At 64.2% G+C, this 16,852-nt stretch carries 16 protein-coding genes and 1 pseudogene; 9 read left to right on the top strand and 8 right to left on the bottom strand.

The window, feature by feature from the left end; translation table 11 throughout:
- Positions 1 to 31: 31 nt before the first annotated feature.
- The 7 genes and pseudogenes from NVV79_RS17225 to NVV79_RS17255 form a co-directional block, all read right to left on the bottom strand.
- Positions 32 to 970 carry a BadF/BadG/BcrA/BcrD ATPase family protein gene (locus tag NVV79_RS17225; protein ID WP_303991716.1) on the bottom strand — a complete coding sequence of 313 codons (939 nt, stop codon included), beginning with the start codon at positions 968 to 970 and terminating at the stop codon, positions 32 to 34.
- Entirely contained in the window at positions 967 to 1,632 is a 666-nt protein-coding gene (locus tag NVV79_RS17230; protein ID WP_303991719.1) for an N-acetylmannosamine-6-phosphate 2-epimerase, read from the bottom strand. Before NVV79_RS17230 ends, NVV79_RS17225 begins: the two co-directional genes overlap by 4 nt.
- Positions 1,629 to 2,489, bottom strand: coding sequence for a carbohydrate ABC transporter permease (locus NVV79_RS17235; protein WP_303991722.1), 861 nt, complete (start codon positions 2,487 to 2,489; stop codon positions 1,629 to 1,631). Before NVV79_RS17235 ends, NVV79_RS17230 begins: the two co-directional genes overlap by 4 nt.
- Positions 2,486 to 3,406, bottom strand: coding sequence for a carbohydrate ABC transporter permease (locus NVV79_RS17240; RefSeq protein WP_303991725.1), 921 nt, complete (start codon positions 3,404 to 3,406; stop codon positions 2,486 to 2,488). The genes NVV79_RS17235 and NVV79_RS17240 overlap by 4 nt, the downstream gene beginning before the upstream one ends.
- A 79-nt stretch (positions 3,407 to 3,485) precedes the next feature.
- On the bottom strand, positions 3,486 to 4,727 hold the full coding sequence (locus tag NVV79_RS17245) for an extracellular solute-binding protein (protein WP_303991727.1): 1,242 nt from the start codon (positions 4,725 to 4,727) through the stop codon (positions 3,486 to 3,488).
- A complete protein-coding gene (locus NVV79_RS17250) occupies positions 4,609 to 5,832 on the bottom strand; it encodes an ABC transporter ATP-binding protein (RefSeq protein ID WP_303991729.1) in 1,224 nt (407 codons plus the stop codon). The genes NVV79_RS17245 and NVV79_RS17250 overlap by 119 nt, the downstream gene beginning before the upstream one ends.
- Before the next feature lie 259 nt (positions 5,833 to 6,091).
- Positions 6,092 to 6,945, bottom strand: a pseudogene (locus tag NVV79_RS17255) (MurR/RpiR family transcriptional regulator).
- A gap of 195 nt (positions 6,946 to 7,140) precedes the next feature.
- Here NVV79_RS17255 and murQ point away from each other — a divergent pair.
- The 9 genes from murQ to NVV79_RS17300 all read left to right on the top strand — a co-directional run bounded on the left by murQ (position 7,141) and on the right by NVV79_RS17300 (position 15,468).
- Positions 7,141 to 8,076 carry an N-acetylmuramic acid 6-phosphate etherase gene (gene murQ, locus NVV79_RS17260; protein ID WP_303991731.1) on the top strand — a complete coding sequence of 312 codons (936 nt, stop codon included), beginning with the start codon at positions 7,141 to 7,143 and terminating at the stop codon, positions 8,074 to 8,076.
- 10 nt (positions 8,077 to 8,086) lie between these two features.
- Positions 8,087 to 8,578: a GNAT family N-acetyltransferase gene (locus tag NVV79_RS17265; RefSeq protein ID WP_303991734.1), complete on the top strand. Its 492-nt coding sequence runs from the start codon at positions 8,087 to 8,089 to the stop codon at positions 8,576 to 8,578.
- Between the two features lie 2 nt (positions 8,579 to 8,580).
- Complete coding sequence (locus NVV79_RS17270) at positions 8,581 to 9,603, top strand: glycoside hydrolase family 3 N-terminal domain-containing protein (protein ID WP_303991737.1); 1,023 nt, start codon at positions 8,581 to 8,583, stop codon at positions 9,601 to 9,603.
- Positions 9,604 to 9,679: 76 nt separating this feature from the next.
- A complete protein-coding gene (locus NVV79_RS17275; RefSeq protein WP_303992747.1) occupies positions 9,680 to 11,293 on the top strand; it encodes an ABC transporter substrate-binding protein in 1,614 nt (537 codons plus the stop codon).
- A 182-nt stretch (positions 11,294 to 11,475) separates the two neighbouring features.
- A complete protein-coding gene (locus NVV79_RS17280) occupies positions 11,476 to 12,453 on the top strand; it encodes an ABC transporter permease (RefSeq protein WP_303991739.1) in 978 nt (325 codons plus the stop codon).
- A gap of 12 nt (positions 12,454 to 12,465) precedes the next feature.
- Entirely contained in the window at positions 12,466 to 13,344 is an 879-nt protein-coding gene (locus NVV79_RS17285; RefSeq protein WP_303992748.1) for an ABC transporter permease, read from the top strand.
- The gene (locus NVV79_RS17290) at positions 13,341 to 14,159 is read left to right on the top strand and encodes an ABC transporter ATP-binding protein (protein WP_303991742.1); all 819 of its coding nucleotides are present in this window, start codon (positions 13,341 to 13,343) and stop codon (positions 14,157 to 14,159) included. The genes NVV79_RS17285 and NVV79_RS17290 overlap by 4 nt, the downstream gene beginning before the upstream one ends.
- Positions 14,156 to 15,058: an ABC transporter ATP-binding protein gene (locus tag NVV79_RS17295; protein WP_303991745.1), complete on the top strand. Its 903-nt coding sequence runs from the start codon at positions 14,156 to 14,158 to the stop codon at positions 15,056 to 15,058. Before NVV79_RS17290 ends, NVV79_RS17295 begins: the two co-directional genes overlap by 4 nt.
- Positions 15,055 to 15,468, top strand: coding sequence for an N-acetyltransferase (locus tag NVV79_RS17300; RefSeq protein WP_303991749.1), 414 nt, complete (start codon positions 15,055 to 15,057; stop codon positions 15,466 to 15,468). Before NVV79_RS17295 ends, NVV79_RS17300 begins: the two co-directional genes overlap by 4 nt.
- Positions 15,469 to 15,730: 262 nt before the next feature.
- Here the strand turns inward: NVV79_RS17300 and NVV79_RS17305 are convergent, their stop codons facing one another.
- Positions 15,731 to 16,849 (bottom strand): anhydro-N-acetylmuramic acid kinase, encoded by a 1,119-nt coding sequence (locus NVV79_RS17305; RefSeq protein WP_303991752.1) that lies wholly within the window; start codon positions 16,847 to 16,849, stop codon positions 15,731 to 15,733.
- Between the last annotated feature and the right edge of the window lie 3 nt (positions 16,850 to 16,852).

The following is a 16,852-nucleotide window of genomic DNA, read 5'->3' on the forward strand; positions in this document are numbered from 1 at the left end:
TCGGTTCATACCGAGGGGTGGGATCGGGCAACTATCTCGCCGGCTCCGCCAACACCTCAATCCAGCCGTCCGTCCCCAATGCCTGCAGCCGTGCCGCGGCAAGACTCGCATCAGCGTCCAGCAGGCGCACCTCCTGCCCGGTCAGAAGAAGCCGGATTTCCGCAAGGATGACCGGATGCAGCGCCAGCACGCCGCCGATGAAGCCCACCGTCCGCTCCCCTGCCCTCGCGATCAGGGCGCCGGCCAAAGCTGCCAGTTCGCCGCCCGCCTCGCGCAGGATGGCCTCGGCCACCTCGTCGCCATCAGCGGCCGCCTTGGCTACGGCCACGGCCAGCGTGCCGATGCGGCCGCGGTCGCCGGCATAAACGAATTGGCGGATATCGCTCCAGTCGCGTCCGTCCACCTGCGCGAACAGGTGATCGGCCAGCAGCCGAACGCTGTCGAATGAGCCGGTATGGTCGAGCACCCGGTAGATCCGGTCGAGCGCCTGCAAGGCAATCCAACTGCCCGACCCGGCATCGTCGATCAATATGCCGCGCCCGCCGACGCGAATGAGATTGCCATCCTGGCCGATATGGATGCCGATCGAACCGGTGCCGGCCGAAACAAGATGACCCTCGCCCGGTGCGAAATTGGCGAGATAGGCCAAGGCCACGTCATCGATGACGATAGTGCTTTCCGGCGCCACGCCGAACGCGTCGCCCAGCAGCGCCTTCACGTCGACGGACACGGCCGCGCCATAGCCGGTCAGCCCCGCGGTGACGCTGGCAGGGGCAAAACCCGCCGCCGCGACCGCCGTTGCGACGGTCGACAAAGCATTGCCCAGCTTGTCCTTCTCGGCCGGGTTGAACACATGCCCGGTGGCGCCGGGCGCCTTGCCGCGCGCCAGTTCCTGCCCGTCATCGCCACACAGCACCCAGCGGCTGGCCGTCCCCCCGATATCGAGCCCGAGATGGGCGCTACGGCTCAAAGAGGCACACCCTGGGCAACGAACATGCGCGTGATCTCGCGGGGATTGGTGATCATGGTGCCGACAACGACCGCATGGGCGCCGGCCCCGAAGGCCTGCCGCACCAATGCCGGCATATTGTAGCGCCCTTCGGCCACCACGGGCACGCTCAATCTGTGCGCCAGCGTTTCGAGCAGTTTCAGGTCCGGCTCATCCGGCTTGGGTTGCGTCGCTTCGGTATAGCCCGATAGTGTCGTCGCCACATAGGTCGCGCCCCAATCGGCCGCGGCCAGCCCCTCCTCCACAGTCGAAATGTCGGCGAAAACCTCCGCTCCCAATTCCTCCCGGATGCGTCGCACCAGCACGCGCGGATGCTCGCCATGGCGCGGTCGCTCGGTGCAATCGAGCGCCACGATTTCCGCACCCGCCGCCACGATGGCTTCAGCGGCGGCGAAATCGGGGGTGATATAGACGGGATATTCGTCGGAAAACACCTTGTGGATGCCGATCACAGGCAGGCCAGCCGCCATCACGGCGGCGATGTCTTCCGGCCCATTGGCCCGCAGACCCACGGCCCCGCCATCACGCGCCGCCAAAGCCATGGCGCCCATGAATTGCGGCCCGTGCAAGGGATTGTCCGCCCGCGCCTGGCAGGAAACGATGAGACCGGCGGGCAGCTTCACTTCACCGCCCCCGAGGTCATGCCGGCGATGAACTGCTTGGACAGCACGATATAGATCAGGATGATCGGCGCCGCCGACAGCGTCAGCCCGGAAAACAGCACACCCCAATCGGTGGTGTATTCGCCCATGAAGGTGGTCAGTCCCTGCGGCAGGGTTTTCAGGTCATCGTTCTGGATAAAGACCAGCGGGAAGAAGAAGTCGTTCCAGATCGGCACCACGTTCTGGATCGCGGCGATCACCATGGCCGGCCGCACCAGCGGCAGCATGATCGACCACATGATGCGTGCTTCGCTGGCGCCATCCATGCGCGCCGCATCCTCCAGCTCGTTGGGCAGGGTGCGGATGAACCCGGTCATGATGAAGACCGTCGTGGGCAGACCCATGGCCGTATAGACGAAGATCAGGCTGAGCTGGTTGTTGAGGATATTGAGGTCGCGCATCAGCATGAACAGCGGGATGATGGCGAGCTTGAGCGGCAGGGTCAGCCCCGCCAGGAAGAACATCAGGATGAAGGTCGAGCCGGTGAACTGGTAGCGCCCGATGGCATAGGCGGCCATCGTCCCCAGCGTCAGGATCAGCACCATGGAGGCGCCTGTCACCACGAAGGAATTGAGCAGGTAGCGCAGGAAATTGGTCTGCGTCCAGATTTTGAGGAAATTCCCGACATGGGTGAAATCGGGGATGGCAAAGGGTGACTGGAAGATTTGCGGCGTGGTCTTGAAGGCCGAGAATACCATGATGACGATGGGCGCCAGCATGATGATGGTGTTGGCGATCAGGATGATCTGCAGCAGCCCGTCGCGCCCCAGCGTGCCCATGATGCCCCGGCGGTCGTAATAGGTCGCCTCGGCACTCATAGCTGGATCTCCCGCGCCCGCAGCCGCACCGTGATCACCGAGGCAACGGCCGCTATGAAGATGAAGATCAGCACGGCCAGCGCACTGCCCAGGCCGAAATCCTGCTGGCCCGAGGACACGTTGCCGAAGGCGGTGCGGTAGAAATAGAGCCCCAGCACGTCAGTCGAGCCATATGGGGAGCCATCGAGCCCGGCCATGATATAGGGCAGCTCGAACCAGTTGAACGCGCCCACGAAGAGCAAAGTGAAGACGATGGTGGCGCTGGGCGCCACCAGCGGCCAGACCACCTTCGTGATCTTGACCCATTCGCTCTCGGTTTCCATGCGCACCGCATCGAGGATTTCGCCGGGAATGCGCTGCATGCCGGCGAGGAAGACCAGCGTCGGAAAACCCACCATATGCCAGGCCTGTGCGATAATCAGCGACCAGAGCGCCGTGGAGCCCTGCCCCAGCCACGGCTGCGCCAGCCAGCCCAGCCCGATGCCCTTGAGGCTGATATTGACCACGCCGAACAGCGGATGGAGGAACAGCTTGAAGAGATACGCCACGATGATGGTGGAGAGCACCACCGGCAGGAAGACGGCGACGCGATGGAAGCGCGCGCCCGGCAATTCCCGCCACAAAGCATAGGCCAGGATGAAGCCCAGTCCGTTCTGCAGCACCATCAGGGCGAAGAACACCACGATATTGTGGGTGAAGGCGTTGACGGTCCAACTGCGATAGGGCTCGACGAACAAAACCGTCCAGAAATTGTCCAGCCCGACAAATTCGCCGCGCCGCAATCCCTGCCAGTCGAAGAAGGCATAGGCGAAGGCCGAAACGATCGGATAGACGATGAACAGGGCCACGAAGACCAGTGGCGGCACGATGAGAATGGTGATCCACAGGCCGCGGCCGGTCATCCTGAGTTTGGGCATGGAGATCGCTTCGCGCTGGGGTTCGGGGTGGCGGCTATGTCCCTCCCCGCGTACGGGAAGGGACGGATCGCAAGGGAGATCAGTTCTGGAAGGGCTCGTACCAGGCGGCAAGGCCGGTGGTCAGCGCTTCGCCGATGGCTTCAGGCGTGGTCTCGCCCGAGAACAGCTTCTGCATTTCGCCCTGGATCAGCACCGAGCCGGAGGGCTCGCCATAGCGGAAATGCGCCAGCATCAGATAGGGGATCGAGCTCTTGTTGAGGTCGTTGACCTCGGCCAGAAGGGCATTGTCGAAGGTGACGCCCGGCACGGTCGAGACATTGCTCAGCATATTGGCGAAGGCCTGGCCGAATTCCTGGCTGGCGAGATAGTTCAGGAACTTGATCGAGGCTTCCTTGTTGGCGCCGGCGGCATTGGCCGCATAGCCGCCATCGAAATAGAGCCCGACCAGCTTGGCGTCGTCGGCCGTCTTGCCCGGCGCGGCGAACACGCCCAGCTCGATATCGGGGTTGAGGCCCTGGAAGGCCGCCATTTCATAGGAGCCGCCGATGAACATGCCGGCCATGCCCGAGGCAAAGAGCTGCTGGGCCGAGGGATAGTCGAGGCCGATGAAGCCATCGGGGAAGTATTCCGCCGCCACTTCGGCGATCGCGCCCAATGCGTCGGTGAAGCGCGGGTCGGTGAAGTCGGCTTCGCCGGCCATCAGCGCGTCATAGAAGTCCTGGCCCATCAGCGAGGAGCCCAGGCCGAAGGTCACGGTTTCATTCTGCCAGGCGGTCGCCGTGCCGTTGGCGAAGGGGATGACGCCGGCATCCTTGAGCTTCTGGCTCAGGGCCACCAGCTCGTCCCAGCTCTGGGGTTCAGCCAGGCCGTTGGCGTCGAAAATCGCCTTGTTGTAGATCACCAACTGCGTCTGGCTGGCAAAGGGCACGGCATAGAGCTTGCCATCGGCGCGGACCCGCTCGGCATCCAGCGCGGACGGGGCAAAATCGGCCAGCGCGGGAACGCTGTCCGTGGTCAGCTCTTCGAGATAGCCGGCCGTCGCGACGTTTTCGAGCCCGCCATAGGCGCGGACCATCATCACGTCGGGGCCTGTGCCGCCGGCAAGGGCCGTGGCCAGGATCGTGTTGTAGTTCGCGGCCTCGAAGGTCTCGAACTTCACGGTGATGCCGGGGTTGGCCGCCTCGAACGTGTCGATGAACTGCTCATAGGCAGCGCGGTCTTCCTGGCGCCAGCTCCAGAAGGTGAGGTCCTGGGCCAGGGCGGGTGCGGCCACGGCCATCGCGGCCAGGGCAGCGCCGATGCGGATCATGTTGCTTTTCATTCTTCCCTCTCTGTTCGGTATGGACATGTTTTGGGCCTATGGGGCCAACCGCCGGCCATCCTCGGCGGAAAAAGAAATGCGCAGCGCCCGGCGCGATGGTCATCGTCACCGGCGTATCGGGCTCGAAACCGTCATTGGGTCCAACCCGCGCGGCCAGCAGCGTGCCGTCACTCAGGCGCACATAGACATAGGCATTGTCGCCCAGATATTCGGTGTAGACGACCTGCCCGGCAAAGCCCTCGCCCCCCTGCCCGCGCGTCAGCAGCACGGCATCGGAACGCATGCCCAGCTTCATCGCGGCCGCATCGGGCAATGCCCCCGGCGCCAGCGATCCACCGCCGTCTTTCATGCTCAAGTGATCGCCCTCGCGCGTCACATCGATCAGCGTCATGCGCGGCGAGCCGATAAAGCTGGCCACAAAGGTATTGGCCGGCGTTTCGTAGAGTTCGCGGGGCGAGCCCACCTGTTCGATGCGCCCGGCATTCATCACCACGATCTTGTCGGCCAGCGTCATCGCCTCGACCTGGTCGTGGGTCACATAGATCATCGTGCCGCCGATCTGGCGGTGCAGCCGGGCGATTTCCAGCCGCACTTCCGAGCGCAGGGCTGCGTCGAGATTGGATAAAGGCTCATCGAGCAGGAACACGGCCGGTTTGCGCACCAGCGCCCGCCCGATGGCCACGCGCTGGCGCTGGCCGCCGGAGAGCTCGCGCGGCTTGCGCTGCAGCAGCGGCTCGAGCCGCAGCATGCGCGCCGCCTCGGCGATGCGCGCCTCGACCTCGTCCTTGGAAAGGCCCATCAGCCGCGCGCCGAAGGCCATGTTTTCGTAGACGTCCATATGCGGATAGAGCGCATAGGACTGGAACACCATGGCAATGCCGCGCCGCGAGGGCACGACGTCGTTCATGCGCTGGCCATTGAGAAAGAATTCGCCCTCGGTGATCGGGTCGAGCCCGGCGATCAGCCGCAGCAAGGTGGACTTGCCGCAACCGGACGGCCCGACAAACACCACGAATTCCCGATCCCCGATTTCGAGGTCGATCCCGTGCAGCACCGCGGTTTCCCGAAAGCGCTTCTTGATGCCGCGGAGAGACAGTTGAGCCAAGTTTCCTCCTCCGGGGGTCCCGCGACATCGCGGCCGCCCCCGTGCCGGCACCACCCCACGCGAATGCCGACATTGGAATACTGAATTCCAAAAACGACGCGTGTCAAGAATAGAATATTACAAACTCGTCATCGAAGCCGTCCAGTGACAGGAAAAATATCCGGGACAATCTTTGACGGTCGATCTGGCGCCTCCCTCCCCTCGATGGGGAGGGACCGAGGGTGGGGTGGGGCCACGCGTACCAGGCAGAGGTATGCCCCTACCCCCGCGCCTTCAGCACAGTCACAGCCGTTTCGCTGTTGTGGATATAGTCGTGGAATCGACCTGGCGGCGGATGAGCAGGATGAACAGCATGTCCATCAGCATCAGTTGCGCATCGCGCGAGGTGATGGCCGAGGAGCGCACCCGTTCCTCGTCGGCCACCGTGAACAGGTGGATATCGGCCAGGTCCAGCAGTGGATTGGGGTGCAGGCCCGTCATCGAGATAACAGTGGCGCCCCGCTGCTTGGCCACCTCGGCGATACGCAGGGGCTCCAGGCTCCGCCCCGAATGCGACAGCGCCAGCAGCACATCGGCCTCGTTCAGCGCCGAAGCGTTGGAAATCTGGATATGGCTGTCGCTGTCGATCAGCGCCGTTCGCCCCAGTTTCAGCAGCTTGTAGGAAAAATCCTTGGCCACCAGCGAGGATGCGCCAACCCCGGCAAGCTGCACCTTTCGCGCATTCACCAGCGCGTCGAGCGCCAGGTCGATGGTGTGTTCGTTATTGGCGGCCAGCGTTTCGCGCATGGAGAGCAGCTTGCTGCCGATGAGCTTCTGCAGGATGGTCACATAGCTGTCGCTGGCGTCGATCGTGCCGTGGATCACCCCGCCCGGCGCGTGCCATTCCAGCGCCTTGGCCTTGTTCACCGCCAGCTTGAGCTGCTGGTAGCCGCCATAGCCCAGCTTCTGGCTGAACTTGACCACGCTGGACTGGCTGCGCCCGGTCGCCGCCGCCAGAGCCGCCGACGACATGGCCAGCATCTCGTTGGGATTGTCGATGATGAACTGGGCGATCTGCCGGTCGGCCGCGGTCAGGGATTCGAGTTGGGCGCTGAGCACTTTGAGTATCGACATGCCATTTCCCTTGTGAGGCGAACCGGACGACGGCCAGCACTAGGGCCGATGGCCGACCTGATGCAATGGGCCAGCTTTCGTCGTCATGCCTATTGTGCACAGGCAGGGCCGATTTAGGAATACAATATTCCACACTTCGTTGACACTTGGAATAATCACTCCTAGCATCCCGACCGGATTTGACGCGAGGATACGATGCCAAAGAGCGTTCTGATGGCCGAGCTGGGGCAACTGGTTTCGGAAGCCAGAAACCCGGCCACGATGCAGATCGACCTCATGTCGACCAGCCAGATTCTGACAGCCATGAATGACGAGGACGCCCAGGTTGCCGGCGCCGTCCGGCAGGTGCTGCCCCATGTCGCCGCCGCCGTCGATAGAATCGTCGATGCCTTCAAGGCCGGCGGAAGGCTGATCTATATGGGCGCAGGCACCAGCGGGCGGCTCGGCGTGCTCGACGCCTCGGAATGCCCGCCGACTTTCGGCGTTCCCGAAGAGATGGTGGTGGGGCTGATCGCCGGGGGCGACCGCGCGCTGCGCCATCCGATCGAAGGCGCCGAGGATGACCGAGGCGAGGGCCAGCGCGATCTCGAGCGCATCAAGGTTTCGGACAAGGACGTGGTGGTGGGGATCGCCGTCAGTGGCCGCACGCCCTATGTCATCGGCGGGCTGGATTTTGCCGCCGGCGTCGGCGCCACCACCGTGGCCCTCTCCTGCAATCCGGATTCGGCCATTGCCCGCATGGCCGATATCGCCATTTCCCCGGTCGTCGGCCCCGAGGCACTGACCGGCTCGACCCGCCTCAAATCGGGCACGGCGCAGAAGCTGGTGCTCAACATGCTGACCACGGCCAGCATGATCCGCATCGGCAAGAGCTACGAAAATCTCATGGTCGACCTGTCGGTCAGCAATGAGAAACTGGCGGCGCGCGCCACGCGTATCCTGGTCGAAGTTGCCGACTGCACGCCTGATGAGGCCGAGCACTATCTCGCTCAGGCCAATAACAATGTGAAGCTCGCCATTCTGATGGCACTGACCGGGCTGGATGCGGCGGCGGGCGAAGCGGCTTTGGCCGAATCCGACGGCTTTCTGCGGCGTGCCGCGGCCCAGCATCAGCCACGCGCGGCCAGCTAGGAGCGCGGCGATGGACTTGCTGGTCAATCTCTATAGCCGCAAGCTCGACACCCTCCGCCAGCGCGCTGAAGGCGTCGCGGCCACCATCCGCGTCGCCCTGCCCCCGGAGCAGCACATCATCAAGGATTGGGTGCGCAAGCATTTTTCCGAATACTGGGTCAGCGAAGTCAGCGCCGCCATGGCGCATCAGCCGCCTGGATGTCTGGTAGCTGTGATCGATGGCACCCTGGTCGGCTTTGCCTGCTGGGACGCCACGGCACGGGGCTTTTTCGGCCCCACGGGTGTCTCGGAAGACCAGCGTGGCAAGGGCATCGGCCTCGCCCTCTTCTACCACGCGCTGACAGCCATGAAGGCGCAGGGCTATGCCTATGCCGTCATCGGCTCGGCCGGGCCGGTGGATTTCTACGTCAAGGCGGCCGGCGCCATGCCTATCCCCTCCGACAAGGAAGACATCTATCAGGGCCTGCTGCGCATCAAGCCGCAACCCGAGGCAGGAGCCTGACCATGGCCACGCCCCTCGCTTTGTTTGTCGGCATGCCCGGCCACGAACTCTCCGCCGACGAGATCGCCTTCTTCCGCGAGGCCAATCCCTTCGGCCTCTTCCTCTTCAAGCGCAATCTCGACAATCCCGAGCAGATCAAACGCCTCTGCGCCCAGTTCCGCGAGGCTGTCGGCCGCGAAGATGCCCCTGTCTATATCGACCAGGAGGGCGGCCGCGTGCAGCGGCTCGACAATGGCAACTGGCCGCTGTTCCGGAGCCTGGGCAGTTTCGGCGCGCTGGCGCGGAAAGACCGCGAAGCCGGCAAGCAGGCCATGCGCCTCTCGACCCTGGCCATGGGCACGATGCTGGTCGAACTCGGCCTGGGCAGCGGCACGACGCCGGTCGTCGACCTGGCCCGCAAAGGCACGCATGACGTGGTCGGCCAACGGTCCTTCGGCGACGATCCGGAGCTCGTCACCATCATGGGCCGCGTCGTCATCGAGGCCATGCTCGAAGTCGGCGCCATGCCGATCATGAAGCACATTCCCGGCTATGGCCGCGTCACCGTCGATCCGCATTTTGATTGCCCCGTGGTCGACGATGCGATCGAGGACATGCGGGACAGCGACTTCCGCCCTTTCGTCGCCCTCAAGGATGCCTCGCCCTGGGCCATGGTGGCCCATCTCATCTTCACCCGTCTGGATGCCGACCACCCCGCCTCCGTTTCGCCCATCGTGTGCGATTTCATCCGGAGCGAGCTGGGCTATGATGGCGTCATCATCACCGATTGCCTCACCATGGAGGCGCTGAGCGGCACCTGGCCCGAGCGGGTCACATCAGCGCTCGATGCCGGCTACGACATTGCCCTGCACAGCCAGGGCAATCTCGCTGCCAGCCAGGCCGCCGCCCGGGCCGCGCGCCCGCTGAGCGCGGCGAGCCAGAACCGGATTGCCCGGGCCCAGCAAAGGCTCGGCAACAAGCGCGTGGACGTCGCAGCGCTCCACGCGGATGTCGAACGGATTTTCAGGGATAATGGTCTGGCATGAAGCCAGGCCCATGCAGAGGAGGAATGCAATGCTGAAGTCTTCGCTGATCGTGGCCGTTTCGGCCGCGGCTCTGGCCATGGCGGCGCCCGCCATCGCCCAGGACCAGAAGGTGCTGACGGTGAGCTCCGAACAGACCACCACCTATGTGCGCAACTTCAACCCCTTCAACCAGACCTCGGCCCGCGCCACCACGCGCGATTTCATCTATGAGCCGCTGGTCGTGTTCAACCGCCTCAAGAGCAACGAGGCCAATTACCGCCTCGCCGAGAGCTTCGAACTGGCCGACGATCTCAAGTCGATCACCTTCACCCTGCGCGACGGGCTCAAATGGTCCGATGGCGAGGCGCTGACCGCAGACGACGTGGTCTTCACCTACGATTATATCAAGCAGTTCCCGGCGCTCGACTTCATCTCCGTCTCGGCCCAGCTCGCCTCGGTCGAGAAGGTCGATGACCGCACCGTCAAGTTCAACCTCGTCGAGCCCAATTCGCTGATCGCCAACACCATTGTCGGCATGCCCATCGTGCCCGAACACATCTGGGCCGATGTCGCCGACCCCGTGACCTTCGCCAACGAGAATCCGGTGGGCTCCGGCCCGATGACCGAGATCACCCGCTTCACCCCGCAGGTCTACGAGCAGTGCCGCAACCCCAATTACTGGGATGCCGACAATCTCAAGGTCGATTGCCTGCGCCTGCCCCAGCTCGCCGACAATCCGCAGGTGCTCGCCGCCCTCGCCGATGGCACGCTGGACTGGGCCACCAGCTTCATCCCCGATATCGACAACACCTTCGTCGCCAAGGACCCGGAACACCACAAATACTGGTTCACCCCATCGAGCCTGGTGTCGTTCCAGCTCAGCATGGTCACGCCCGACGAGAACAACCGCAAGGCGTTCACCGACGTCAATTTCCGCCGCGCCCTCTCCATGCTGGTCGACCGGCAGACCATCGTGGACATTGCCGGCTACGGCTATCCGCTGGTCAATGACGACCCCTCCATGCTGGGCGAGCTCTATGCGTCCTTCGCCAATCCGGAAGTGCACACCCAGTTCGGCCAATACGGCACGTTCGACCTCGATGCCGGCGTGGCCGCGCTCGATGAAGCCGGTTATGTCGACGCCGATGGCGACGGCTTCCGCGACAACCCCGATGGCACGCCCATAGCCATCGACATCATGGTGCCCAATGGCTGGACCGACTGGATCGATGCCGTCCAGATCACCACGGAATCGCTTGCCGAGGCCGGTCTCAACGTGAAGATGAGCACGCCCGAGGAAGCCGTCTGGGGCTCGAGCCTGATCGCCGGCGACTATTCGATGACGCTCAATGCCCTGGCCTCGGCGGCCGACCCGTACTTCCCCTATATCCGCTCGTTCAATCCGGGCGATTTCGGCAAGAGCCGCTTCACCGCCCCGCATTGGGAAAATGCCGAGGTGATGGACCTGCTCGGGCAATATACCCAGGTGAAGGACCCCGCCGAGCAGAAGGCGATCATGGACAAGCTGCAGCTCATCGTGGCCGAGGCCATGCCGGTCATCCCGGTCTATAACAGCCCCAGCTTCTATGAATACAATACCAGCCGCTTCACCGGCTGGGCCGATGCCGACGATCCGAAATATTCGCCCGTCGTCTCCAACGCCAACCCGGCCCGCCTGCTCCAGTTGCTGGATCTCGATCCGGTGGAATAGGCTGCTCTGATATCGGGGCTAAACAACCCCCACCCTTGATCCCTCCCCACAAGGGGGAGGGAGACGATGAACACCGGCATCAGTGCTGGCGCCTCCCTCCCCTTGATGGGGAGGGATCAAGGGTGGGGTGACGTTTGGCCCCGATACCCCGCAACCCCGCAACCTGAAAGGAACACATCACCATGGCCTTTCTGCTGCGGCGACTGGCGTTCTACCTGGCGGCCTTTCTCGCCGCCGCCACCATCAATTTCTTCCTGCCGCGCCTGATGCCGGGCGATCCGATCGAGATCATGTTCGCCAGTGCCGGCTCGGAACTGTCGCTGGAAAATCTCAACGCGCTGAAGCTCACCTTCGGCTTCATCGATGCGCCGCTGCACGAGCAGTATTTTTCCTATCTCAAGAGCGTCTTCACCGGCGATCTCGGCCGCTCGATCAAATACTTCCCCCTGCCCGTTACCGACCTGCTGGGCCGCGCCCTGATCTGGACACTGGGCCTGGTCGGCATTGCCACGCTGATCAGCTTCACGCTCGGCACGTTCCTGGGCGTCATGGCCGCCTGGCGGCGCGGTACGCTGTTCGACTCCGTCGCCTCGCTGCTGGCCATCTTTTCCAGCTCCGTCCCCGCCGTCGTCGTCTCGCTGATCGTGCTTTTCGTCTTCGGCTATACCCTGCGCTGGTTCCCCAATGGCTATGCCGCCGACCCGATGCTCGATCCGGCCTTCAGTTGGACCTATATTTCCAGCGTCATCTATCACGGCGCCCTGCCCATGCTGACGCTGGTCACGGTGCTGACCGGCGGCTTCGCCGTCACCATGCGCAACAACATGATCAACCTCTTGGGCGAGGACTATATCGTCATGGGCCGCGCCAAGGGCCTCAGCGACAGCAATGTCATGCTGTGGTACGCCGCCCGCAACGCGCTGCTGCCCACCGTATCGAGCCTTGCCATCGCCATCGGCACCATCCTGTCCGGCTCGCTGATCATCGAGGTCGTGTTCAACTATCCGGGCCTGGGCAACACGCTCTACCAGGCGATCCTCGCCCGCGACTATCCGGTCATCCAGGGCCAGTTGCTGATCATGACCGGTGCCATGCTCGTTTCCAATTTCGTGGTCGACCTGAGCTATGTCCTGCTCGATCCGCGCCTGAAGAAGGCCTGAGCCATGACCCTCTTGCGCCAGCTCCTCCACAACAAGAAGGCCGTGATCGGCCTCACCATTCTCGTCCTCATCGTGCTGATCGCCATTTTCGCGCCCCTGCTCACCGAATACAGCCCGGTCAGGCGCGTCGGCCGTCCGCACCAGCCGCCCTCATGGGAGCATTGGCTGGGCACCACCCGCCTTGGCCATGATGTCTTCTCCCGCCTCGTCCACGGTGCCCGCGTCTCGCTCGCCGTCGGCATCGGCGCGGGCCTGCTCATCACCGTCATCGGCACGGTGCTGGGCATCATCGCCGGCTATAAGGGCGGCGTGATCGACGAGGTCATCAACTTCTTCACCAATATGGTGCTGGTCATCCCCAACCTGCCGCTGTTGCTGGTGCTGGCCGCCTTTATCGGCCAGGCGAGCCCGCTGGTCATCGCCGTCATCCTGGGCTTCACCTCATGGGCCTGGGGCGTCCGCGTCACCCGCTCGGAGACCCTCTCCATCCGCCAGCGCGACTATGTGAAGTCCGCCGAAATGCTGGGCGAACCAAGCTGGCGCATCATGACATCAGAGATTTTCCCCAATCTCATTTCCATCGTCGGCATCAATTTTATCGGCAGCATCATCTTCGCCGTCATCGCCGAAGCCACGCTGGAATTCCTCGGCCTGGGCGATCCCAATACCGTCTCCTGGGGCATCATGCTCTACAATGCGCAGAACGCCTCCGCTCTCTCGGTCGGCGCCTGGTGGGACCTGCTCTCGCCCTGCCTCGCCCTGGCCCTGCTGGGCCTCGGCCTGGCGCTGGTCAATTTCGCCATCGACGAAATCGCCAATCCGCGCCTCAGGACCGGCGGCATGCTCGCCCGCTGGGTCGGCCTCGTCAGCGCCGGGGAGGGCAAGCTGTGACCAATCCCGTCCTCTCCGTCCGCAATCTCAACATCGACTATATCGGCGCCGAAACCGACTTCCACGCCGTCAAGAATGTCAGCTTTGACATCGCGCCGGGCGAGCTGTTCGGCCTTGCCGGCAGATCCGGCTGCGGCAAGAGCACCATCGCCTTCGCCGTCAGCCGCCTGCACCGCCCGCCGGCCCTCATTCGCAAGGGCAGCCAGATCCTGGTCGATGGCCGCGACGTGCTCACGCTCGATGATGCCGAATTGCGCAAATTCCGCTGGCGCGAAGTCGCCATGGTGTTCCAGAGCGCGATGAATTCGCTCAACCCGGTGCTGACCATCGAGGACCAGTTCCACGACGTGCTGCGCACCCATACCGGCATGTCCCGCGCCGCCGCGCGCGAGCGGGCCGCCGAATTGCTCAAGCTGGTCGATATCTCGCCCGACCGCCTCTCTGCCTATCCGCATCAATGCTCGGGCGGCATGCGCCAGCGCATCGTTATCGCCATTTGCCTGGCGCTCAATCCCAAGCTCCTCATCATGGACGAGCCCACCACCGCGCTCGACGTGGTGGTGCAGCGCGAAATCCTCCAGCGCATCGACGTGCTGCGCAGGCAGCTCGGCTTTTCGGTCCTGTTCATTACCCATGACCTCAGCCTGATGGTGCAGGTCAGCGACCGCATCGGCATCATGCTCGAAGGCGAACTGGTCGAGGTCAACGATTCCAGGACCATCTATCGCGCACCGCAGCACGCCTATACCCGCAAGCTCTGGGCCTCCATGCCCCGGCTGCACGGTGTCCAGATCACCGGCGAGGTGGCCCCATGACCAAAGCCGCGCCCATTCTCGCCCTCGACAAGGTCTCCAAGATTTTCGGCCGCGCCGACAACCCGCTCTATGCCGCGCGCGACGTGTCCTTCGCGCTCCATCCCGGCCGCACCCTGGCCATGGTCGGCGAATCCGGCTCCGGCAAGACCACCGCAGCCCGCCTCATCATGCGCGAATACACGCCCGATGCGGGCCAGTTGCTGTTCCGCGGTGCGCCGCTCGGCAAGGCGGACAGCAAGGCCCTCAAGGCTTATCGCTCCTCGGTGCAGATGGTGTTCCAGGACCCGTTCTCCTCGCTCAATCCGGCCCACACCATCCACTACCATCTCGACCGCCCCCTGCGCCTGCATCAGCGCAAGCTCAGCCATGCCCAGCGCCACGCCGCCGTCGAGGAATTGCTGACCCGCGTCAAGCTCGACCCGGCCCAGCTCATGGGCAAGTTCCCGCATGAACTCTCGGGCGGCCAGCGCCAGCGCATTTCCATTGCCCGCGCTCTGGCGGTCAATCCGCAGGTCATCGTGGCCGACGAACCCACCTCCATGCTCGACGTTTCGGTGCGGCTGGGCATTCTCAACCTGCTCAACGACATGAAGCGCCAGCTCGGCCTGGCCCTGCTCTATATCACCCATGACATTGCCACGGCCCGCTATGTGGCCGAGGACATCATGGTCATGTATGCCGGGCAGATCGTCGAATGGGGCGATATGGAAGCCGTGTTGGGCGACCCCCAGCACCCCTATACCCGCCTGTTGCTCTCGGCCGTGCCCGACCCCGACCGCCGCTTCTCCGAAGCCGGCGAGGAACTCAACCAGATCGAAACCATCCGCCGCCAATCCGCCCTGCCCCAACCCGAAATCCGGCAGATTGCGGAAAACCACTTCATTCGGCCGATGCCGTGAACCTCACCCTCACCGCCAACCCAACTGCGGAAGACCTCGCCACCATCGGCATCGGTCTCGCTGCCTTCAACGAAGCCGATGTCGGCCCCTCCGACCGCCAGGCTCTCGCCGTCCTCCTGCGCGACGAAGCGGGCAAGATCGTCGGCGGCCTATCCGGCTACACCGCCTGGGGCTGGCTCTATATCCAGTGGCTCTGGCTCGCCGAATCCCAACGCGGCCACGGCTGGGCCGCCCGCCTGCTCGAAAGTGCCGAGGCCGAAGCCCGCAACCGCGGGTGCCATGGCGCCTGGATCGACACGTTCAATCCGGTGGCGCTGAGGACCTACCAGCGCGCGGGCTACACGGTATTCGGTGCCTTGCCCGACTTCCCCAAGGGTCGTACGAGGACGTTTCTGCAAAAGGCTTTGTAGGACACAGAGCTATCGGCTCTTGCCCTTCTCCCCTCGTGGGAGAAGGTGCCCGAAGGGCGGATGAGGGGGCACCGAGCTTTCCGCATACATCGCATCCATGGAGGCCTCGACACCCCCACCCTCACTCCCTCCCCACAAGGGGGAGGGAAGCCTGTCCGGTGGACGAGGTCATATTGGACCACTGGCATTGCCCATGCGCCTCCCCTCCCCTCGATGGGGAGGGATTGAGGGTGGGGTGGGCCACAGGCGCTGAAGTTGCTCCCTACCCCACAACCCTCCCGCCCGTCATCGCCGCCTTCACCCCCGTCGTGGTCGGAAAACTGATCGGCAGCCCCCGCAGCACCCGCGCCGCCAAGAACCCGAAACACTCCGCCTCCACCGCATCGCCGCGCCAGCCGACCGCATCGGCATCCACCGCCTCGACGCCCGCTCGCTCGCTCAGCATGCGCATCAAGGTCGGATTATGCCGCCCGCCACCGGACACGATCAGCTTCGTCGGCCGCTTCGGCAGCAGATCAAGCGCCTTGCCCACGGCGCTCGCCGTAAACGCCGTCAGCGTCGCCGCCCCCGCCGCATCGTCCAGCCCATCGGCCATGCTGGCCAGAAAATCGAAGCGGTCCAGCGACTTGGGATAGGCCGCCGTGAGATATGGATGCTCCAGCAGCGTCTTGAGCCGCGCCTCGTCCACCACTCCGCGCGCCGCCAGCGCTCCATCCCGGTCCATCTCGCCCAGCCCCCGCGCCTTCATGAAGTCATTGATCGGCGCATTGGCCGGGCCGGTATCGAAGGCAATGAGCGTGTCCGCGCCATCCCAGAAGGTCACATTCGCCACGCCGCCCAGGTTGAGCACCGCCGTCGAACCATCGGCCGTGCCCAGCTTGCGCAGCAGCGCCTGGTGGTAGGCCGCCGCCAGCGGCGCCCCCTGCCCGCCGGCCTTCACATCCGCCGTACGAAAATCATAGACCACCTTGGTGCCCAGCATCCGGCTCATCAGCGCGCCATCACCCAATTGCCGCGTCTCGCCGATCCGGCCGGGCTGCGGCGCCCGATGCAGCACCGACTGTCCATGAAAGCCGACCACCCCGATATCGGCCATCGTCATGCCCGACGCCGCGACGAAGCCCAGCACCGCCTCCGATTGCGCTCGCGTCAGCGCCTCCTCCGCCCGCGCGAAGATTGCCGGCTCCGCCCGCGCGAAATTCCACACCCGCGCTGCCGCCAGCGTCTCCTCCAGCAGCGCTCGCACTTCGGCGCTATAGGGGGCCAGCGTATAGGGTCCGAATTCGGCAATGGTCTCGCCATCGGTGCGCACCATGGCAATGTCGATATTGCCGTCCAGCACCGTTCCGGTCATCAGCCCAATCGTCCAGATCGGTTCCATCGT

This window comes from Devosia ginsengisoli, assembly GCF_024707105.1.
Lineage (GTDB): Bacteria > Pseudomonadota > Alphaproteobacteria > Rhizobiales > Devosiaceae > Devosia > Devosia ginsengisoli_A.